The sequence below is a fragment of the Allostigmatella hybrida genome (genome assembly GCF_020103775.1).
Classification (GTDB): domain Bacteria; phylum Myxococcota; class Myxococcia; order Myxococcales; family Myxococcaceae; genus Hyalangium; species Hyalangium aurantiaca.
This window is the reverse complement of the sequence record NZ_JAHXBH010000005.1, coordinates 243,228-262,098: the sequence shown is the minus strand read 5'-3', so window position 1 is coordinate 262,098 and position 18,871 is coordinate 243,228. Positions and strand designations below refer to the sequence as shown.

The 18,871-nt window shown below is 70.9% G+C and carries 17 protein-coding genes; 8 read left to right on the top strand and 9 right to left on the bottom strand.

What is annotated here, in order from left to right:
* Positions 1-2: 2 nt before the first annotated feature.
* Genes KY661_RS11915 through KY661_RS11905 form a run of 3 tightly spaced genes read right to left on the bottom strand, consistent with a single transcriptional unit; the run spans position 3 to position 2,623 of the window.
* Positions 3-1,259, bottom strand: a complete 1,257-nt coding sequence (locus KY661_RS11915) for a prepilin-type N-terminal cleavage/methylation domain-containing protein (RefSeq protein ID WP_225410326.1) — start codon at positions 1,257-1,259, stop codon at positions 3-5.
* 3 nt (positions 1,260-1,262) lie between these two features.
* On the bottom strand, positions 1,263-1,874 hold the full coding sequence (locus tag KY661_RS11910; RefSeq protein WP_075006390.1) for a type IV pilus modification PilV family protein: 612 nt from the start codon (positions 1,872-1,874) through the stop codon (positions 1,263-1,265).
* 17 nt (positions 1,875-1,891) lie between these two features.
* Positions 1,892-2,623, bottom strand: a complete 732-nt coding sequence (locus tag KY661_RS11905; RefSeq protein WP_143101387.1) for a prepilin-type N-terminal cleavage/methylation domain-containing protein — start codon at positions 2,621-2,623, stop codon at positions 1,892-1,894.
* 259 nt (positions 2,624-2,882) lie between these two features.
* Between KY661_RS11905 and KY661_RS11900 the strand changes: the two genes are divergently transcribed.
* On the top strand, positions 2,883-3,512 hold the full coding sequence (locus KY661_RS11900; protein WP_225410325.1) for a YdcF family protein: 630 nt from the start codon (positions 2,883-2,885) through the stop codon (positions 3,510-3,512).
* On the opposite strand, the gene KY661_RS11895 is transcribed toward KY661_RS11900, so the two are convergent.
* Positions 3,504-4,013 (bottom strand): MarR family winged helix-turn-helix transcriptional regulator, encoded by a 510-nt coding sequence (locus KY661_RS11895; protein ID WP_075006388.1) that lies wholly within the window; start codon positions 4,011-4,013, stop codon positions 3,504-3,506. The two genes, KY661_RS11900 and KY661_RS11895, sit on opposite strands and share 9 nt — an antisense overlap.
* 204 nt (positions 4,014-4,217) lie before the next feature.
* Here KY661_RS11895 and KY661_RS11890 point away from each other — a divergent pair, with 204 nt between their 5' ends.
* Genes KY661_RS11890 through KY661_RS11865 form a run of 6 tightly spaced genes read left to right on the top strand, consistent with a single transcriptional unit; the run spans position 4,218 to position 12,392 of the window.
* Positions 4,218-5,303 (top strand): type III polyketide synthase, encoded by a 1,086-nt coding sequence (locus KY661_RS11890; protein WP_225410324.1) that lies wholly within the window; start codon positions 4,218-4,220, stop codon positions 5,301-5,303.
* A complete protein-coding gene (locus KY661_RS11885) occupies positions 5,297-5,872 on the top strand; it encodes an isoprenylcysteine carboxyl methyltransferase family protein (protein WP_225410323.1) in 576 nt (191 codons plus the stop codon). The genes KY661_RS11890 and KY661_RS11885 overlap by 7 nt, the downstream gene beginning before the upstream one ends.
* Positions 5,865-6,131 carry an acyl carrier protein gene (locus tag KY661_RS11880; RefSeq protein ID WP_225410322.1) on the top strand — a complete coding sequence of 89 codons (267 nt, stop codon included), beginning with the start codon at positions 5,865-5,867 and terminating at the stop codon, positions 6,129-6,131. The genes KY661_RS11885 and KY661_RS11880 overlap by 8 nt, the downstream gene beginning before the upstream one ends.
* Positions 6,128-7,885: a fatty acyl-AMP ligase gene (locus KY661_RS11875; RefSeq protein ID WP_225410321.1), complete on the top strand. Its 1,758-nt coding sequence runs from the start codon at positions 6,128-6,130 to the stop codon at positions 7,883-7,885. The genes KY661_RS11880 and KY661_RS11875 overlap by 4 nt, the downstream gene beginning before the upstream one ends.
* A complete protein-coding gene (locus KY661_RS11870; protein WP_225410320.1) occupies positions 7,882-8,976 on the top strand; it encodes an NAD(P)/FAD-dependent oxidoreductase in 1,095 nt (364 codons plus the stop codon). The genes KY661_RS11875 and KY661_RS11870 overlap by 4 nt, the downstream gene beginning before the upstream one ends.
* 56 nt (positions 8,977-9,032) lie before the next feature.
* Positions 9,033-12,392, top strand: a complete 3,360-nt coding sequence (locus KY661_RS11865) for an ATP-binding protein (protein ID WP_225410319.1) — start codon at positions 9,033-9,035, stop codon at positions 12,390-12,392.
* Between the two features lie 7 nt (positions 12,393-12,399).
* Here the strand turns inward: KY661_RS11865 and KY661_RS11860 are convergent, their stop codons facing one another.
* From KY661_RS11860 to KY661_RS11840, 5 genes are all read right to left on the bottom strand, one after another.
* Positions 12,400-13,137: an SDR family oxidoreductase gene (locus tag KY661_RS11860; protein WP_225410318.1), complete on the bottom strand. Its 738-nt coding sequence runs from the start codon at positions 13,135-13,137 to the stop codon at positions 12,400-12,402.
* A 9-nt stretch (positions 13,138-13,146) separates the two neighbouring features.
* Positions 13,147-14,466 carry an FAD-binding oxidoreductase gene (locus KY661_RS11855; protein ID WP_225410317.1) on the bottom strand — a complete coding sequence of 440 codons (1,320 nt, stop codon included), beginning with the start codon at positions 14,464-14,466 and terminating at the stop codon, positions 13,147-13,149.
* A 10-nt stretch (positions 14,467-14,476) separates the two neighbouring features.
* The gene (locus KY661_RS11850) at positions 14,477-15,925 is read right to left on the bottom strand and encodes a UbiA family prenyltransferase (protein ID WP_225410316.1); all 1,449 of its coding nucleotides are present in this window, start codon (positions 15,923-15,925) and stop codon (positions 14,477-14,479) included.
* Between the two features lie 82 nt (positions 15,926-16,007).
* Positions 16,008-17,048, bottom strand: a complete 1,041-nt coding sequence (locus KY661_RS11845) for a methyltransferase (RefSeq protein WP_225410315.1) — start codon at positions 17,046-17,048, stop codon at positions 16,008-16,010.
* A gap of 6 nt (positions 17,049-17,054) precedes the next feature.
* Positions 17,055-17,435, bottom strand: coding sequence for an MXAN_6627.5 family MYXO-CTERM protein (locus KY661_RS11840; protein ID WP_225410314.1), 381 nt, complete (start codon positions 17,433-17,435; stop codon positions 17,055-17,057).
* A 108-nt stretch (positions 17,436-17,543) separates the two neighbouring features.
* Here KY661_RS11840 and KY661_RS11835 point away from each other — a divergent pair, with 108 nt between their 5' ends.
* Positions 17,544-18,869 (top strand): response regulator, encoded by a 1,326-nt coding sequence (locus tag KY661_RS11835; RefSeq protein ID WP_225410313.1) that lies wholly within the window; start codon positions 17,544-17,546, stop codon positions 18,867-18,869.
* The last annotated feature ends 2 nt before the right edge of the window (positions 18,870-18,871 follow it).

The window sequence follows — 18,871 nt, the reverse complement described above, 5'->3', positions numbered from 1 at the left end:
GATCAGCCGCCCGCCTCGGTGGTGGCGATGAACTGCGAGTTGAGTTGGAGGTTCTTGGGGGTGACGGACTCCCGGAGAATCACGCGGTAGTACCCGCCTTCCTGGGGCGTGAAGTCCTTGGTGTTGGGCGTCAGGCCGGTCACGCTCAGGTTCTCCAACTGCCGCCAGGGCACGATGCCGCCGATGAGGGTGCCCTCGCTGGAAAGCATGAGGTTGTCACCGGTGTGCTGGGGGTCCGGCACGGAGCTGCGCGACACCAGGGTGACGCGCACCTGCCGGATGTTCACGGGGCTGTCCGCCTCGCGGGGATCCTCGAAGCCGGGGGGCAGGGGCTCGGGCGGCGTCCAGCGCATGTACCAGTCGGGGCCCGGCATGCTGGTGGGCACCATGGTCTGCCACTCCTCGCCGTAGTGCTCCGGCGAGGTGGCCTCGTTGACGCCGATGATCCGCGGCATCGCGTTCTTCACGCTGTTGAGGATGTAGGCCACCTGCAGCTGCTCGATGCCCTCGGCGATGGGGACCGCGTCGGCGGCGTCGATGATGTTGTCGCCGTTGAGGTCCGTGCCCTGATGCATCATCAGGTAGGGCGTGCGCCGGGGGGAGCCGGGCTCATCGAAGGCGGCGACGTAGAAGGCGGCGCGGTGGATCTTCACTACCTGCGCGGTGTCATAGCAGGCGTGGCTTTCCAGCCGGCTCTGTTCGTGGAAGAGCCGGCCGGGCATGGCCATGGGGCTGTTGGGCGCGGAGCCAGGGTCCGTGGGGTCCAAGGGGATCTGCGTGCTGTTCACCACCCGCTGGCCCACGGTGACGAAGGCATGCTGCTGGGTGGTCGAGACGGCGCCGCTGTTGCGGCAGAGCACCAGGAGGATCTGCCCACGCTCGAGCCGCGCCACCGGCGTGCTGACGGTCAGGCTGTTGGCGCTCGCCGACGTGATATCGCGGCGGAACAGCAGGTCCCGCGAGTGAACGGCGATCGCGTCCGGATAGCCCGTCTGGGCAAGGTCCGTGGCGGCGTTGTAGGAGTCGTAAGCGATGATGGCGCGGTCCGGATTCACGCCGTAGCCGGCGCTCCGGAGGTTGCGGCTCATGAAGGACATGGCCTGGCGCGCATTGGCCTGGATGGACCGGCGGCTGGCGTGCGTCTGGTACTGCCGGGCCTGGGACATGAAGGTGAGGCTGATGCCCAGCAGCACCACCGAGCCCACGGCGCCGCCCACGAGCAGCTCAATCAGCGTGAAACCACGACGGGAAAGGCGCATGGCTCAAATCTCCAACGCCGTGCAGGTACCGGCGCAGACCAGCTCGGGGTTGTACTTGATGGTCCAGAAGTTGACCTGGCGGAAGCCGCTGCTGGTGGGGAAGCGGACCATGATGAGGATGCGGAGCGAGTCCAGCTTGCCGCGCTCGGCCTCCACCGAGCCCGTGTTGGGCACGCGCAGCGAGCGCCAGGCGACCTGGTAGAACGGCTTGTCGTCTGCGGGGCTCATGCCCTCGGCGGTCTGGATGGCGTCCGCGGCGCTGAGCATCGGCCGGATGCCCGCGGGGGCCATGATGTCCTGCTGCAGGTTGATGAGGCCCGGGCCGCCCTCGATGTCATCGAAGCCCACGCCGTCGCCGATCTTGTCGTCGGCGATGTCATCCGGGGTGAGACCACTGGGCTGGAAGGCGGGGTGATCATAGGGCAGACGCTCGAAGGCGTCCGTCAGGTCGCGGGCAATGCGGTTGGCGGTGGTCTGGTGGAGGGCCAGGGTGTTCTGGCCGCTGGCCAGCACGTTCATCTGCATCACACCGAGGATGCCGACGGTGAAGACCAGCATGGCGGCCATCGCTTCGATGATGGTGGTGCCACGGGGAGAGGAACGGACGGAGAGCATGGAAGAGGCTCGCATGGCTAGAAGACCCGGACGACACCGGCGGGCGCGGAGATGACGAGCAGCTTGTAGCCGACGTCCTTGCCCTCCGCGGTGTTGCTCATGAAGGACAGGAGGCCCCCCATCTCGGGGCCCGTGCGCATCGTCACCGTGCCGTCGCTGTTGAAGCGGATGACGCCGTACTCGGAGCCGCCGCCGAGGATGCAGAAGGTGCAGCCGGCCCGCAGCTCGTTGGTGGGCTCATCGAGCGGCGAGGCGTTGACGTCGGTGGTGGCCTTGATGGCGGAGAACGGCGCCGGCAGCTCGATGTTCTTGGCGTCGGGATCCAGGAAGCTGATGCCGCCCTCGTCGGGGCCCGAGCCCGAGGCGAGCGTGATGAAGTCGCGCTCGAGCGCGTTCCTGGGGGTGCCCCCCTCGTTATAGGCCAGCGCCTCGCCGAGCCCCTTGCTCAGATCGAGGCTGTCCCAGGCGATGTCGCTGTCATCGGCGGTGGGCCGCTCGACGAGCGAGGCGCGCAGGCGCCCCTGCTCGTTGCGGTGGAAGATGACGTAGTGGGGCGTGCCGTGGCTGATGGCGCGAAGCTGGGCCACCGACATCAGCGCGGAGATGTCGAACAGGGTGTTGCTCATCCGCGCGCGGCCCATGCCGTAGTAAATGGCCGTGGAGGCCATGGCCGCCAGAACGCCGAGAATGGCGATGACGGTCAGGACCTCGATCAACGTGAAACCGCGTCTTCGGGAATGAATCGGCAAGGCACACCTCCTGCGATGCCGCGAGTATTGCAAAGACCAGCCCTTGCCCGTGAAGGCGGCAAGCCACTGGAATCACAGCGCTTGAGCCCTGGGCTGCTCGCCGGTGGACACCGGCTGCACGCCGCAAAGTTTGCGCTCCGCAAAGTTTGCGCACCCGGTTCCCCGACATGGGGCGACAGGGTAGGCCGTGGGCCTACCTGTGCCTCGGGAAGCGAATCCCCGTGAGGGGCGGGCGGGGGGCGCCTACCCTGGGGCGGGCATGACGCCTTCTTCCCTCCGCGCGCGCGCGGGTGCGCTGCGGCGCCTTCTCCTCGTCCTGGGCGGGGCGGTGACGTGCGGGGTGTTCGGGCTGGCCTGGCACGTGGGCCGCTTTGGCCGGCGGGAAGGCGCGGTCCCGGCGGATGTGCTGGTGGTGCTGGGGGCGCGGGTGCTGGCAGGGGGCGTTGCCTCGGGCGCGTTGCAGGCCCGGGTGGAGAAGGCGGTGGCGCTCTACCAGCAGGGCCTGGCGCCCCGGCTGCTGTTCTCCGGGGGCACCGGGTTGCATCCTCCGTCGGAGGCCCAGGTCATGCGCGCGCTGGCGGTGCGGCTCGGGGTGCCCGCGGAGGCCTGTCTCCTGGAGGAGCAGAGCCACTCCACGGCGCAGAACGCGCGCTTCAGCGCCGAGGTGCTCCGGCGGCTGGGGGCCGGGCGCGTGGTGGTCGTCTCCGATGCGTACCACCTGCTGCGCGCGCGCCAGTACTTCCGGCTCCAGGGGTGGGAGGTGGCCACCAGCCCCGCGCCCCTCGCCGGGCGCCTGGATGCCGTGGACCGCTTCTATTGGACGGTGCGGGAGGCCTTCGCGCTGCTGGCGCATCCCCGGGTACTGCTGGCCCGGAGCCCCTTACGTTGAGTCCTCGGGCGGCGCCTCGTCCTCCTTGGGAGGAGGGGAGGCATCCAGCCGCCGGATGAGCTTCTCGATGATGCGGAAGAGCGCCTTGCGCTCGGTGCCATCCAGGATGTCCAGCAGGTTCGCCAGGGCTTCATTCACCAGCAGGTGCAGTTGCTGGGAGGTCTCCTGGCCGGCGGTGGTGAGGCGGCAGCGGACGATGCGGCGGTCCTCGTTGACGCGCTCGCGCTGAAGGTGGCCCTCGCGCTCGAGGCGATCGACGACCCCCGTCACCGTCTTCTCCGTGATGCCCAGCCGCCGGGCCAGCTCCCCCATGGTGAGCGCGCCGTCCTGGCCCAGCCACAGCAGGGTGTGGACCTGGGGCGGCGTGAACTGGAAGCGCTCGCAGAGCCCCGCGATCGGGTCTCTCAGCGAGTGGCGGCGGCCCAGCGTGTACATGAGCTGGAGAAGCCGCGACACACCGTTGGCGGGTGCCTCCTCTGGAATGGGGATATTCCGTGACACGGAGTTTCAGATCTATCGGTCACCCCCGGCCGGGTCAACGGATTCGCCGGAGCGCCGCTGCGCCTCCTTGCCCTCCCTGGGAGGAGGACAGCGCGGGCGAATCGTCTGTCTTCCTGAGGACATCGGAGAGAGGCGCCCCGGGGCGCGGGGCCTCGGGTGGTGTTGTCCTTGTGCGTCAGCGGTTCCCCCTTTCGTGGAAGCCCCATGTCCAGTGTTCCTGCTCAGGCCTCGATTCCCTTTCTCCGCGCGGTCGGGCGGGGCCTCCCTCCGCACTACGCCTCCCAGGAGGAGCTCATCGGCTCCTTGCGCGCCCTGTGGGCCCAGAAGCACTTCAACCTCGAGCGGCTGGAGGACCTGCACCGTGCGGTGAGTGTCTCGGGCCGCTCGCTGGCGCTTCCGCTGGCGGAGTACCCGGCGCTCACCACCTTCCAGCAGCGCAATGACGCGTGGATCCGCTGCGCGGTGGAGCTGGGCGGGAAGGTGGTGCTCCAGGCGCTGGAGAAGGCGGGGCTGGGGCCCCGGGACATCGACCACATCTTCTTCGTGACGGTGACGGGGCTGGCCACGCCCAGCATCGAGGTGCGGCTGGCCAACCAGCTGGGGTTCCGCTCCGACGTCAAGCGCACCCCCCTCTTCGGGCTGGGGTGCGTGGCGGGCGCGGCGGGGTTGGCCCGGGCGGCCGATTACCTGCGCGCCTTTCCGGGCCACACCGCGGTGGTGCTCTCGGTGGAGCTGTGCTCGCTGACGCTCCAGCGCGAGGACCTGTCCATTCCCAACATCATTGCCTCGGGGCTCTTCGGGGATGGGGCCGCGTGCGTGGTGCTGCAGGGTGCCGAGGCGGCGGCGCGGCAGCGCGCGCCCCGCGTGGTGGCCTCCCAGTCGGTGCTCTACCCGGACACCGAGCGCATCATGGGCTGGGACATCGTCGACACGGGCTTCAAGGTGGTGCTGTCGGCGAAGGTGCCCCAGCTCGTGAAGGAGCACATCCGCGGCAACGTGGACGCCTTCCTCGCCGCGCACCGGCTGCGCCGCGCGGACATCCGGCACTGGGTGGCCCATACCGGAGGGCCCAAGGTGCTCCAGGCGTTCGAGGAGAGCCTGGAGCTGCCCGCGGGGGCCATCGCGCGCTCGTGGGCGTCCTTGAAGGAGGTGGGCAACCTCTCCTCCGCGTCGGTGCTCTTCGTGCTGGGCGAGACGCTGGAGTCCCAGGAGCCCCAGGAGGGCGACTGGGGGGTGGTGATGGCGATGGGGCCGGGCTTCTGCTCGGAGCTGGTGCTGCTGCGATGGTGAGCCCCACACAGGCGGTGTTCCTGGGCTACATGGGCCTGCTGGGCGCCGAGCGGCTCGTCGAGCTGGTGCTCTCGAAGCGCAACGCCGCGCGCGCCTTCGCCCGGGGCGGAGTCGAGCGCGGGCAGGGCCACTACCGGGTGATGGTGGTGTTCCACTCGCTGTTTCTCGTGTCGTGCCTGGCGGAGGTCTTTCTGTTGAACCGGCCCTTCCCAGGCGCGCTGGGGTGGGGGGCGCTGGGGGCGGCGGTGATGGCCCAGGCGCTGCGCTACTGGGCCATCGCCACGCTCGGGGACCGGTGGAACTCGCGCATCATCGTCATCCCGGGGCTGGCGCCGGTGACGGGGGGGCCGTACCGCTTCCTGCGCCATCCCAACTACGTGGCGGTGGTGCTGGAGCTGCTCGCGGTGCCGCTCATCCACGGTGCTTGGGGGACGGCCGTGGTGTTCACCCTGGGCAACGCCGCGCTGCTGTACGTGCGCATCCGGGCCGAGGAGCAGGCACTCGGCGAGGTGTATGCGCAGGCGTTCGTTCACCATCCCCGCTTCATCCCAGAGGTGCGCCGTGGTTGAGCTGGAACAAGAAGTCGTGGGGGAGATCCGCCGCATCGCCCTCGAGGAGCTGGAGTGGAAGGGCCCCGTGGAGCCCGGCCACGACTTGCTGAAGGACCTGCAGCTCGACAGCCTGGGGCTGACGGTGATGGCGGTGGGGCTGGAGAACCGCTTCCGCGTGAAGCTGTCCGAGGAGGACGCGGCGGGGCTGCACACCGTGGCGGATCTGGCCCGGCTGGTGGCCACGCGGGTGAATGCCTCGGTGGGGGGCCGGTCATGAAGGGCCCGGCCTTGCCCCCGGTGAAGTACGCCACCGTGCCGGAGATGCTCGAGGCCACGGCGCGCACGGCGCTGGGGCTCACCTTCGTGGATGCCGCCGAGCGCGAGGTGGCGATGCCGTGGGCCGAGGTGTACCGCCGGGCCCGGCAGACGGCCGCGGGGTTGCAGCGCCTGGGGGTGGCGCCGGGGGAGACCGTGGCGATCCTCTTGCCGACCTCTCCGGGCTTCATGGATGCCTTCTTTGGCGTGCTGCTGGCCGGCGCGGTGCCCGTGCCGCTCTACCCGCCCGTGCGGTTGGGGCGGATGGAGGAGTACCACCGGGCCACGGCGCGCATGCTGAGCGTCTCGGAGGCGGTGCTGGTGCTCACCGAGACGCGGCTGAAGCTGCTCCTGGGCGCCTCGGTGGAGGCGGCGCGCCCGAGGTTCGGGTGCCGGACGGTGGAGGAGGTGTCCCACGGCGAGGCGCTGCCCGTGCGTGCCGTGTCCCCGCAGGCCCCGGGCCTCATCCAGTTCTCCTCGGGCTCCACGGTGGCCCCCAAGCCGGTGGTCCTCACCCATGCGGCCCTGATGGCGCAGGTGGCCGCGCTCGAGGCCATCCTGCCTCCGCGTCCGGGGGAGGTGCCCGTGGGCGTCTCCTGGCTGCCGCTGTACCACGACATGGGCCTCATCGGCTGTCTGCTCTCGGCGCTGTATTACCCGGGCAACCTCGTGCTGTTGCCGCCCGAGGTCTTCCTCGCGCGGCCCGCGCTGTGGCTCCGCGCCCTCTCCCGGCACAAGGGGTTCGTTTCGCCCGCGCCCAACTTCGCCTACGGCCTGTGCCTCAAGCGGGTGAAGGACGAGGAGCTGCAGGGGGTGGACCTGTCGGGCTGGAAGCACGCGCTCAATGGCGCGGAGCCTGTCTCCGCGGAGACGCTTCGCCGCTTCGTGTCGCGCTTCGCCCCCCATGGCTTCTCCGCGGAGGCGCTGCGGCCCGTCTATGGCCTGTCCGAGGCGGCGCTGGCCGTCACCTTCCCGCCGGGTGGCCGGGGGCTGCGCTCGCGGAGCGTGGACGCGGGCGTGCTGGCGCGGGAGGGCCGGGTGGTGGGCGGGGAGCGGGAGCTGGTGTCCGTGGGCAGTCCGGTGCCGGGCTTCGAGGTGGCGGTCCGCGATGAGCGGGGCCACGCGCTGCCCGAGCTGCACGTGGGGCGCGTCTACGCGCGGGGGCCCTCGTTGATGAAGGGCTACCACGGGGATGGCGAGGCCACCGCGCGGGCCCTGGGGGCCGATGGGTGGTTGGACACGGGAGACCTGGGGTTCGTGGCGGATGGCGAGCTGTTCCTCACCGGCCGGGCGAAGGACCTGGTGATCATCCGGGGGGCCAACCATGCGCCTCAGGCCTTCGAGGAGTGCATGCAGGCCGTGGATGGGGTGCGCGTGGGCTGCGCGGTGGCGCTGGGCTTCACCCCCGCGGGCGGTGAGGACGAGGCGCTGCTCATCCTCGCCGAACGCGCGGGCCCGGCGGAGAATGATGGGACGGTGGAGGAGCAGGTGAGCGCGGCGATCGTTCAGGGCACGGGGATCCGTCCGCACACGGTGCGGCTGTTGACGCCGGGGACCCTGCCGCGCACTTCCAGCGGCAAGCTGCGCCGGAGCGATGCGCTGCGGCAGTTCCTCGCGGGGGAGCTGGTGGCGCCGAAGAGGGCAGGGCCGGTGAGCCTCATGGTGGAGATGGCCAAGGGCGCATGGGCGCTGGCCCGGACGGGGCGGGAGGGATGAAGCCGTACGATGTCGCCATCGCCGGGGGCGGCCCCGCGGGGCTGGCGGTGGCCATCACCGCGGCCCAGCGAGGGCTGTCCACGGTGGTGGTGGAGCGGGGCGCGCTGCCCGTGGACAAGGCCTGTGGCGAGGGGCTGATGCCCGCGGGGCTGGAGGTGCTGGAGCGGCTGGGGGCCCGGGTGTTGCTGGACGGGCAGGGGTGTTCGCCCTTCGTGGGCATCCGCTACGTGCAGGAGGATGGCAGCACGGCGGAGGGGGTGTTGCCGGCGCCGGGAGGGCTGGGCGTGCGGCGCGTGGCGCTGGCCTCCGCGCTGGGCGAGCGGGCCCGCGCGGTGGGGGTGGAGCTTCGGGAGCGGACCGTGGTGCAGGGCCACCGGCGCACCGGCACGGGCATGGAGCTGGAGACCTCCGAGGGGCGAATCGAGGCCCGGTTCCTCGTGGGGGCGGATGGGCTGGGCTCGCCCTTGCGGCGCGCGGAAGGCTTGGAAGGGACGGTCAGGGGGCCCCAGCGCTTCGGGATGCGGCAGCACTTCAAGGTGGCCCCGTGGACGCCCTTCGTGGAGGTGCACTTCGCCTCGGGCGTGGAGGCCTATGTGACGCCCGCGGGGGCGCAGCGGGTCGGACTCGCGTTTCTGTGGGAGAACGGCGCGCTGGAGCATGTGTCCTTCGAGGAGCTGCTCGCCCGCTTTCCCGCCCTCCACGCGAGGCTGGGCGCGGCGGAGCCAGATTCGAAGGTGCGCGGGGCGGGGCCGCTGGAGCGCTCGGCGCGGGCGCGCGTGGCGGACCGCTTCGCCCTGGTGGGGGATGCGGCGGGCTACGTGGATGCGGTAACGGGCGAGGGGCTCTCCCTGGCCTTCACCTGTGCGGAGGCGCTGGGGCAGCTCTTGCCGGAGGCGCTGGTGAAGGGGGCCTCGCGTGAAGCGTTGCAGCCCTACGAGCGCACCTTCCAGCGCGCCTTCCGCAAGTACGCGTGGATGGCCCGGGCGCTGCTGGTGCTCGCGCGGCGTCCCCGCCTGCGCGCGCCCGTGGTGCGCTGGCTTGGCCGCTCGCCCAGGGTGTTCGAGCGCCTCCTGGGGTTCGCGGTGAAGTAGGCATGGGAGCACCCCGCCATGTTCAAAACACGTAGAAAGGCGAGCCTTTGGTCGAGGTGACCATCGGACTCTGGTACGGGTCTGCGGTGCTCATCTTGCCGGAATTGCTGGACGGGATGGAGGAGGGCATCGCGGCGTTCGATGCCGAGGGGCACATCCTTTACCTCAACGAGTTGCACGAGCGTCTGCTGGGCAAGCCTTGTGTGGAGCTGCTCGGCCAGAGCCTCTGGACGCTGTTCCCTCAGGAAGTGGGGCAGCCCTTCCATCAGGCCTTCCTTCGGGTGGCTCAAGGGGGAATCCCCGAGTCCCTGGAGCGTCAGAGCGTGCCCTGGCAGCGCGGCGTGGGCAGCCGGCTCTTCCGCACCCAGAGCGGCCATGTCTGTGTGGTGACCCGCGAGTTCAGCGCCCGCGAGGGACAGGAACCGCTGCATTCCGGGGGACTTCCGCACCCGTTCCTGCTCGGCGCCGCGCTGTCCGTCTGGGTGGAGGATCTCTCTCAGGTCTCCGCGCTGCTGGCGAAGCTGCGGACCGAAGGGGGCACGGACGTGCGCGCCTTCTGCGAGGCCCACCCGGACTTCGTTCAGCAGGCCGTGCGGCTCGTGCGCGTGCTGGATGTCAACGACGCCACGGTGCGCCTGTTCGAAGCCCGCGACAAGGCCGAGGTGCTCGGCGCCCTGCCGCGCATCTTCCTGCCCGAGACCTTGCCGTCGGTCGTCGAGGAGCTCGTTGCCCTGTCCGAGGGGCGCACGCACTTCAAGGCCGAAGCGGTGATGCAGACGCTCCGGGGCAGGCGCATCCACGTCCTCCTGACCTTGGCCGTTCCCGCCGAGGGCACGGGCTTTCAGACGATCGTCACCCTCAGCGACATCACCGAGCGCAAGGCGGCCGAGGCGGAGCGGGTCCGCCACATCCATCACGGCCGGCTGATGGCGGACGTGGGGCTGGTGCTCACCCAGAGCCGCACCCTGCACGACATGCTGCACGGGTGCGCCGAGGGGCTCGTGTGGCACCTGGGCGCGGCCTTCGCGGGCATCTGGCTGCTCGACGAGTCCACCCACGCCTTGCAGCTCCAGGCCAGCTCAGGCCTGCTCATTCCTCCCGAGGGGCTTCAGGAACGGGTTCCGCTCGGGGACTCCCCGGTGGGGCGCATTGCCCAGGACCGGGCCCCGTTCCTCACCAATGTCCTCGCGGGCGAGCCCTCCCTGGGCGTGCTGGAATGGGCCCCGCAGGAGAACCTGGTCTCCCTGGCCGGGACGCCGCTGCTGCTGGATGAGCGGCTGGTGGGCGTGGTGGCCATCTTCGGCCGGGAGCCGTTGACCCCGGATGTGCTCGATGTGCTGCGGCTCGCGGCCGACAGCATGGCCCTGGGCATCGAGCGGCTGCGCCACGAGGACAACCTCCGCGAGGCCTTGCTTCGCATGGAGAAGGCCGAGGCCCAGGCGCGCGAGAGCGAGCGCACCCTGGAGACCCTCATGGGCAACCTGCCCGGCATGGCCTACCGCCGCTCCCATGAGCCGCCCTGGCGCCTGGCCTACGCCAGCGAAGGGGGCGGGCCGCTCACCGGCTATGACTTCGAGGACTTCCAGGCCTGGGGCGTCTCCTGGGGCAGCCTGGTGCACCCCGACGATGTGGGCGGCGTGGCCGCCGGGATGGAGGCGGCGATCGGCGCCCGCGAGCCCTTCACCCTGAGCTACCGCATCCGGACGCGGGCCGGCGAGGAGCGGTGGGTGTGGGACCGGGGCCGGGGCATCTTCTCCGCGGAGGGCCAGTTGCTGGCGATGGAGGGCTTCGTCGCCGACGTCACCGCGCAGCGGCGCGCCGAGGAGGAGCGCCAGAAGCTGGTGCACGTCGTCGAGCGCTCCAGTGACTTCGTCGGCATCGCGGACACGGAAGGCCGCATGCTGTTCGTCAACGAGGCCGGCCTGAAGATGGTGGGCCTGGGGAGCCTGGAGGCCGCCCGGGGCACGCGCATCCTCGACTACTTCACGGACGAGGACCGGCCCTTTGGCGAGAACACCCTCCTGCCCGTCATGCTGCGGGAGGGGCGCTGGGAGGGCGAGTACCGCTTCCGCCACTTCCAGACGGGCCAGGCGGTGCCCACGTATTTCACCCTGTTCACCCTGCGGCACCCCCAGACGGGCGCCTTGCAGGGCATCGCCACCGTCACGCGGGACATCACCCAGGCGAAGCGCCAGGAGGCCGAGCGCGCGGCGCTGCTCGAACGGGAGAAGGCGGCCCGGGCGGACTCCGAGCGCGCCAACCAGCTCAAGGACGAGTTCCTGGCCACCGTCTCCCACGAGCTCCGCACACCGCTGACCGCCATGCTGGGCTGGGTGCAGATGCTGCGCACCGGGAGCCTGCCGGACCACAAGCGCCAGCGCGCCCTGGAGACCGTGGAGCGCAATGCCCGGGCCCAGGCGCAGCTCATCGAGGACCTGCTGGATGTCAGCCGCATCATGTCCGGCAAGCTCAAGCTGGAGGTGGAGACGGTGGAGATGACCGCCATCGTCGAGCAGGCGCTGGAGAGCGTGCGGCCCGCCGCGGACGCCAAGGGCATTCACCTGCAAGCGGCCCTGGACGCCACGGGCAGCGTGCTGGGGGACGCGCACCGGCTGCAGCAGGTGGTGTGGAACCTGCTGAGCAACGCGGTGAAGTTCACCTCCAAGGGGGGCCGCGTCCAGGTGATGGTGGAGCGCCAGGACGCCTCGGTGGAAGTCACGGTGACCGACACGGGCGCGGGGATTCCGCCCGCGTTCCTGCCCCATGTCTTCGAGCGCTTCCGCCAGGCCGAAGGGGGCACCTCCCGCCAGTACGGCGGCCTGGGGCTGGGGCTGTCCATCGTGCGGAACCTGGTGGAGATGCACGGCGGTACGGTGTCCGCCCAGAGCGAGGGCGAGGGACAGGGGGCGGCCTTCACCGTGCGGCTGCCGCTGCTGATGGCAGTGCGCAAGGACGTGGCGCCCCCCCTTGCCCCGCGCGAGGCGCCCCTACGGGAGCCGCCGGCGTGTCCCCCGGAGCTGAGCGGGCTGCATGTGCTCGTGGTGGACGATGAGGAGGACACGCGCGAGATGCTGCGGACCCTGCTCGAGGGCTGCCGTGCGCGCGTGACGTGTGCGTCGTCCGCGGCCCAGGGGCTGGCGCTGCTCCGGGAGCACCGGCCCGATGCCCTCGTCTCCGACATCGGCATGCCGGGCGAGGATGGCTACTCCTTCATCCGCAAGGTGCGCGCCCTGGACCGGGAGGAGGGGGGACGGACGCCCGCGGTGGCCCTCACCGCGTACGCGCGGATGGAGGACCGGACGCGGGCCCTGCTCGCCGGCTTCCAGAGCCACTGCCCCAAGCCCGTCGAGCCCATGGAGCTCATGGCGGTGCTGGCCTCGCTGTGCAGCCAGGTGGGGCTGGAGACCGAGGGGTGAACCCGGGCTACAGCTTCATCCGCTTGAAGACCCCTTCGGGGATGGTGCGGATGATGAGCATGATGAGGGCCCAGAAGCCCGGGACATAGACTTCGTCCTTCCGCCCGTCCGCCGCGCGGAGGATGCCGCGGGCCACCTGCTCGGGCGAGGCGAACAGCTTGTTCTTCGCCACGTGCGCCGTCATGGGCGTGTCGACGAAGCCGGGCTTCACCGTCACCACCGCCACCCCGGCGGGCGCCAGCCGGTTGCGCAGCCCCTGCAGGAAGACCGTGAGGGCGCCCTTGGAGGCGCCGTACACGTAGTTGCTCTGCCGGCCCCGGTCTCCGGCCACCGAGGAGAGGACCACCAGCGTGCCGGCCTTCTGGGCCTCGAAGCGGTTGCCCAGCACCGTCAGCAACGAGGCGGCGCTCAGGAAGTTGGTGTGCAGCACCTTCTGCGCGTCCGCCCAGGCGCGCTCGCAGGCCTTCTGCTCGCCGAGCACCCCGTGGGCGATGAGCGCGCCATCCAGCCCGCCCAGCGCCTGGAATGCGCGCTCCACCAGGGCCTCGTGCGCGGCCGTGTCGTCCAGGTCCACGGCCTCCTGTTCAACCTGGGAGGCGCCGCGGGTGGCCGCGTCCTTCGCCACGGCATCGAGGTTGGCGGCGTTGCGGCCCACGAGGTACAGCGCGGCGCCCCGCGCGGCGAGCAGCCGCACCGTGGCCTGGGCGATGGCGCTCGTGGCGCCGAGGATGAGGACCTTCTTCATGGTGGGTTCCTACGGATTCATGCGCCGCCAGAAGGACGAGGAGAAGGCGGGATCGACGTAGCGCTTGAAGCGCTCGAGCTGGGGAAAGTAGGCGGCGAAGTTCTCGGGGCTCATGCCCGCGTCCTTGGCCGGGTATACCGCGCCGCCCGCCTGGCGGGTGATGCCGTCCAGCTCCGCCACGAGCTTCAGCGTCCGCTCGCCCCGGTTGGCGAAGTCCAGCGCCAGCGTCACCCCGGGCCGGGGGAAGGACAGCCACCCGGGGGAGGGCATGTGTCCAAACGTCTTCAGCACGGTGAGCGGGCTGGGCACCTCCCGGGCGCTGCGCTCCAGGATGGCCCGCAGCGCATCACGCCCGGTGGAGAAGGGCAGCACGCACTGGAACTGGAAGAAGCCCCGCCGTCCGTAGCCCCGGTTCCAGTGGTGGATGGTGTCCAGCGGGTAGAAGAAGGGATCGTAGTGCTGGAGGCGCGGCCCCCGGCGCAGGAGGTTTGCCCGGTAATAGAGGAAGTTGAAGGCGGCCACCGAGAGCCAGTTGAGGCTGAAGCCGGGCAGGTGAAAGGGCACCGCCAGCGCCGAGCCGTGGCTCAGGTGGCTCTTCACCAGGGGCAGCCCATCGAAGCGCGGCGGGGCGAAGTTGCCCCGGAAGAAGAGGCCCCGTCCCATCCGGCGCCCCCGCGCCAGGCTGTCCACCCAGGCCACGGTGAACTCGTAGTCCTGTTCCGACTGGCGGGAGATCTCGAAGAAGCCGTCGAGGTTCGCCATCGGCACCGTCTCGGTGAGGACGAACGGGTTGTGGATGGGGCGCATCTGCACGTCGGCCCAGAGGATGACGCCAGTGAGCCCCAGGCCGCCGACGGTGGCCTCGTACCAGTCCGCGTTCTCCTCCGGCGAGCACACCCGGCGGCTGCCATCCGAGCGCAGCAGCTCGAAGCGGCGCACGTGCCGCCCGAAGGTGCCCGAGCGGTGGTGGTTCTTGCCGTGCACATCGTTGGCGATGGCCCCGCCGACGCTGACGAACTTGGTGCCCGGGGTGACGGGCAGAAAGTAGCCCCGGGGCACCGCCAGCTTCAGCAACGTCTCCAGCGTGGTGCCCGCCTCGCAGCGCACCACGCCCGTGGCGATGTCGAAGCCCAGCAGCCGGTCCAGCGCGTGCGTGGTGAGCAGCGTGCCGTCCTCGTTGAGGCACGAGTCGCCGTAGCTGCGCCCCTGCCCGTAGGGCAGCAGCGAGGCCCCCGTGGCGGGGAGCCGGTCCGTCTGCCAGGCCAGGGCGTGCGCGGTCTGCCGCGTGGCGAGCGGAAAGCGTCCCCAGGACTGAAGCTCTTTGGTCATCGCCGCCTTCTCAAGTGGCCGCCAGCACCACCAGCGCCGCCACCAGCCCCACCGCGTAACTCACCTTGTCCCGCAGCGCAAAGACGAGCGGATCCTCGTTCACGAGCCCCCGGTGGGCCAGCAGCCACACCCGGCTCACCCAGTACAGCATGACCGGGCAGAGCAGCCACAGCCGCTCGTGGAACCGGTAGAGCACCGTGACTTCCTTGCTGGTGATGTACAGCGCCAGCACCAGCACGGCGATGTAGCCCGAGGCCACGCCCAGGCTGGAGAGCTGCTCATAGTCGCTGGCCAGGTAGCCCCGGCCCGGCGCGGCCTCCGCGTTGGACAGCCGCAGCCGCCGCACCTCGGACAGCCGCTTCACCAGCGCCAGGGACAGGAACAGGAACATGGAGAAGGTGAAGAGCCAGCTCGACGTGGGGATGCCCACCGCCAGCGAGCCGCCGAAGATGCGCACCGTGTAGAGGCTCGCCAGCACCAGCACATCCAGCACCATCACCTGCTTGAGGTACAGGGAGTAGGCGAGCGTCACCCCGTAGTAGGTGGCCAGCAGCGCCGCGAAGGCGGGGGGCAGGAGCGCGGCCACGCCAAAGCCGGCCACGAGGAGCACCGGCGCGAGCATCGCCCCCGTCTGCACGGGCAAGTCCCCCGAGGCGAAGGGGCGCAGGCGCTTGGTGGGGTGCTGGCGGTCCGCATCCAGGTCCAGCAAGTCGTTCAGCATGTAGACGCTGGAGGCGCACAGGCTGAAGGCCGCGAAGCCCAGCGCCGCCTGGAGCAGCACCCCGGCGTTGAGCCCTTGGTGGGCCGCCAGCATGGGCACGAAGACGAGGATGTTCTTGGCCCACTGGTGCACGCGCAGCGCCTTCACCCAGGCGCGCGGCCCCACGCGGGGGCGCTCGAAGACGCGCACCTCGCCCCGGCCCAGCGCCCGCACCCGGCGCTCCAGCCCCGGCGCGCCGTGCACCACCAGCGCCCGGCGCGCCTCGCGCCACAGCGTGAGGTCCACCTCGCCATCCCCGGCGTAGTCGAACTCGGCGTGCGCCTGCTTCAGCCGCGCCAGCTTGTGCGCGCCCGAGAGGTTCACCGTTCCGTCGCTGGCGTACACCTCGGAGAAGAGGCCCAGGTGCGCGGCCACGGCGTGGGCGATGCTCTGGTCCGCCGCGGTGGCCAGCACCAGCCGCCGGCCCCGGCCCCGCTCCTCCCGGAGGTAGGCGAGCAGCGGTTCGCTGTAGGGCAGGCGCGAGGCATCCAGGCGCACCCGCCGGCCCACCTGCGCCTTGAAGAAGGCCTTGCCCCGGAGCATCCACACGGCCGCCAGCACGAGGAGCAGCGGGTTCTGCTTGAGCAGCACCAGGAGGCTCTCGTGCAGCGTGTCCGTGCGCACCAGCGTCCCGTCCAGATCGACGGCCAGGGGCGGCTCGGAGGCGGGGAGCGACTCGATGGGAGAGGACTTCTGCACGGGGCGGGAAGGTAATACAGCGGAGGGCGGGGGAGGGGCCCGGCAAACCCCTGCCGCCCGCCGGGGCGGCGCCCGGATGCCGTTACTCCGGCCGGGCGAGGATGAGCGTCTGCAGCGGCAGGTGGCGCACCGCCTGGGTCTTGGTGATGTGGAAGCCCGCGTCGCTGAGGAACCCCTCCATCTCGGCCGGCGAGTAGGCCGTGGCGCGCGAGGTGAGGAAGTAGTGCAGGCCGATGAGGGCCGCGGAGCTGGGGGGCGCCTCGGCGTCCTCGCTCAGGTACTCCAGCACGGCCAGCGTGCCCCGGGGGCTGAGCGCCGAGCGCACCCGGCGCAGCAGCGCCACGTTCTGGGCGGGCGTCAGGTGGTGCATCACCTGGAAGACGAGCACCGCGTCATACGGGCCCCCCAGCTCGGCGGTGAGCAGGTTGCCCTCCTGGTGCCCCACCACGTGGGACAGGCCCGCGGCGGCGATGATCTCCCGCCCCACGCGCACGCTGCCCTCCAAATCCAACACCGTGGCCTTCAGCCCCCGGTGGCGCTGGCACAGCTCCGCGGAGAACCAGCCGTGTGCCCCGCCCAGGTCCAGGATGTGCCGGGCGCCCCGGGGCAGGGGAATGGCCGCGGCCACCTCCGGGGCCGACAGCAGCGCCAGCTGGTGCATGCCGTGGATGTAGTCGCGCCAGCGCCGGTCCTCGGGATCAAACCCGTGGATCTCCACCGGCTGCCCGCTGCGCACCACGTTCTCCAGCTGCCCCCACCAGTCCCACTGGGCGTAGTTGAACTCCAGGAAGCCGCCCATGTACCGGGGAGAGCGCGGATCCAACCAGCGCTTGGAGCGGGCATCCAGCTGGTAGCGGCCCCGCTTGCGCGTCACCGCCTCGCAGGACACCAGCGCCTCCAGCAGCGCCCGCGTCCCCGCCGGGGACAGCTTCAGCCGCTCGGCCAGGGCCTCCGCCGTGGTGGGCCCCTCCGCCAGCGCCCCGTACACCCCCAACCGCACCCCCGCCATGAGCGTGCGCGCGGCCATCATCCCGAAGAAGGACTGCACCACCGGCCGCGGGGCCAGGTTGAGCCAGTCCGCCACACGCTCCAGCAGGTTGTCTGCCTTGAAGCCCAGCTGCATCCGCGTCTACCCCTTCCGGCGCCAGAGCGCCGCCAACCCCAGTCCCATCAACCCCACCGCTGCCTCGGGCCCCAGCAGGCACCCCACCCGTTCCGCCTCGCGAATGCCGGTGTACTGGCACCGGCCCCCCTGGCAGCTGAAGCGGGGCGAGCAGTCACTGCTGCGGTGGCAGGTGAGGGGGACCCGGCCCACCCCATCCTCACCCTCGGGGTTGTCCCGGTCCGCCCCGCCCTCGCCCACGGAGGCATCCGGCGCGGGTGCGACTTCGCCTCCATCCCTCCCACCATCGTCCCGCCCCCCGTCCTGGGCATGGCCCAACCCTGGCAGGGCAAGGCCCAGACACCACAGGAGCAGCCACGGGCCAGGACGTGGGAAGAAGCGAATCACGGGGGAGGGAACCTACCCCGCCTCGCGGGGCGGATGCACCCTCCACCTCTTGGGGGAACCAACAGTTTCCTGATCCTGTCGCCCGCTTTTGCTAGGTTACGGGCCCCGATGGCGCCGCGAATTCTCGTTGTGGATGACAACACAGAGCTTCTCTCTCTCCTCACCCAGCTGTTCGAGGACGCGGGATACGAGGTGAGCGGCGCCAGCAAGGGCAAGCAAGCCATCGAAAGCGCCCGGGCGAATCCGCCCGCGGCCGCGGTGCTCGACATCCTGCTGCCCGACATGATGGGCTACCACCTGGCGGACACGCTGCGGCGCGAGCAGCCGCAGCTGCCGTTGCTCTTCATCACCGGCGTCTTCAAGGGCGGCAAGCACGCCATCGAGGCGCGGCAGAAGTACGCGGCGGCCGGCTACTTCGAGAAGCCCTTCGAGGCGCAGAAGCTGCTGGAGGCCGTGGCCAAGCTGGTGCCCCCGGAGAAGAAGGCGCCCCCGGCCGCCTCGCTCCAGGATGCCTTCGAGGTGGAGCTGGACATCGATGTGGAGGAGGAGGGGCCCCAGGACGCCATGGAGCTCACCGGCCGCATCAAGGTGACGGGCGGGGGCAACCTCTCGGCGGAGATTCGCGGCGCGAACCTCACCGCCAACCCCCTGCAGAAGGCGCCCGCCACGGTGGTGCGGCCCCCCGTTCCCGGCAGGCCCGCCACCCCGGTTCCCGTGGGCGGAGGGGGCTCGGGCCCGCGCCGGGGCGAGTTCAAGGACAACCTGCCCGCGCTCATCACCGCCTTCTACCTGTCGAAGGAGACGGGGGAGCTGGGCGTGCAGCGCGGCAAGGTGAAGAAGGTGGTGTACTTCGAGCGCGGCACCCCGGTGTTCGCCCTGTCCAACCTGCTGGCGGACCGGTTCGGCCAGTTCCTGGTGCGCGTGGGGAAGATCCGCCCCGAGCAGCTCCAGGACGCCACCGTGGTGGCCACGCAGAGCCAGCGCCGCACGGGGGATGTGCTCGTGGAGCGGGGCCTGCTCAAGGACACCGAGCGGCTCTACTACGTGGGGCAGCAAGTCAAGGCCATCATCTACTCCCTCTTCTCCTGGGACGAGGGCACCTACGTCATGTCCTTCATGGAGAAGGCGGCCACGGAGTCCATCAAGCTGGAGCTCCACCCGGCCAACCTCATCGTCCGGGGCGTGAAGAAGCTCTACAAGCCCGAGCGCCTGCGGCGGCTGCTCCAGCCGGAGGACCGGCTCGTGCCGGCCGTGGCGCCCTCCTATCAGCTCAACGAGGTGGAGCTGGAGCGCTGGGAGGCGGAGCTGCTGCCGCGCGTGGACGGCCACCGGACGGTGGCGGAGCTGCTGGCGTATGCCAACCGCCCCGAGCACGTCGTCTACGGCTTCCTCGTGGCGATGACGTCCCTGGGCGTCCTGGATCGCCAGACGTAGCC

What these genes read in the sequence shown, in the direction of transcription:
- KY661_RS11915 (WP_225410326.1), bottom strand. Translation starts at nt 1,259, where the DNA reads ATGCGCCTTTCCCGTCGTGGTTTCACGCTGATTGAGCTGCTCGTGGGC.
- KY661_RS11910 (WP_075006390.1), bottom strand. Translation starts at nt 1,874, where the DNA reads ATGCTCTCCGTCCGTTCCTCTCCCCGTGGCACCACCATCATCGAAGCG.
- KY661_RS11900 (WP_225410325.1), top strand. Translation starts at nt 2,883, where the DNA reads ATGACGCCTTCTTCCCTCCGCGCGCGCGCGGGTGCGCTGCGGCGCCTT.
- KY661_RS11890 (WP_225410324.1), top strand. Translation starts at nt 4,218, where the DNA reads ATGTCCAGTGTTCCTGCTCAGGCCTCGATTCCCTTTCTCCGCGCGGTC.
- KY661_RS11885 (WP_225410323.1), top strand. Translation starts at nt 5,297, where the DNA reads ATGGTGAGCCCCACACAGGCGGTGTTCCTGGGCTACATGGGCCTGCTG.
- KY661_RS11875 (WP_225410321.1), top strand. Translation starts at nt 6,128, where the DNA reads ATGAAGGGCCCGGCCTTGCCCCCGGTGAAGTACGCCACCGTGCCGGAG.
- KY661_RS11870 (WP_225410320.1), top strand. Translation starts at nt 7,882, where the DNA reads ATGAAGCCGTACGATGTCGCCATCGCCGGGGGCGGCCCCGCGGGGCTG.
- KY661_RS11860 (WP_225410318.1), bottom strand. Translation starts at nt 13,137, where the DNA reads ATGAAGAAGGTCCTCATCCTCGGCGCCACGAGCGCCATCGCCCAGGCC.
- KY661_RS11855 (WP_225410317.1), bottom strand. Translation starts at nt 14,466, where the DNA reads ATGACCAAAGAGCTTCAGTCCTGGGGACGCTTTCCGCTCGCCACGCGG.
- KY661_RS11845 (WP_225410315.1), bottom strand. Translation starts at nt 17,048, where the DNA reads ATGCAGCTGGGCTTCAAGGCAGACAACCTGCTGGAGCGTGTGGCGGAC.
- KY661_RS11835 (WP_225410313.1), top strand. Translation starts at nt 17,544, where the DNA reads ATGGCGCCGCGAATTCTCGTTGTGGATGACAACACAGAGCTTCTCTCT.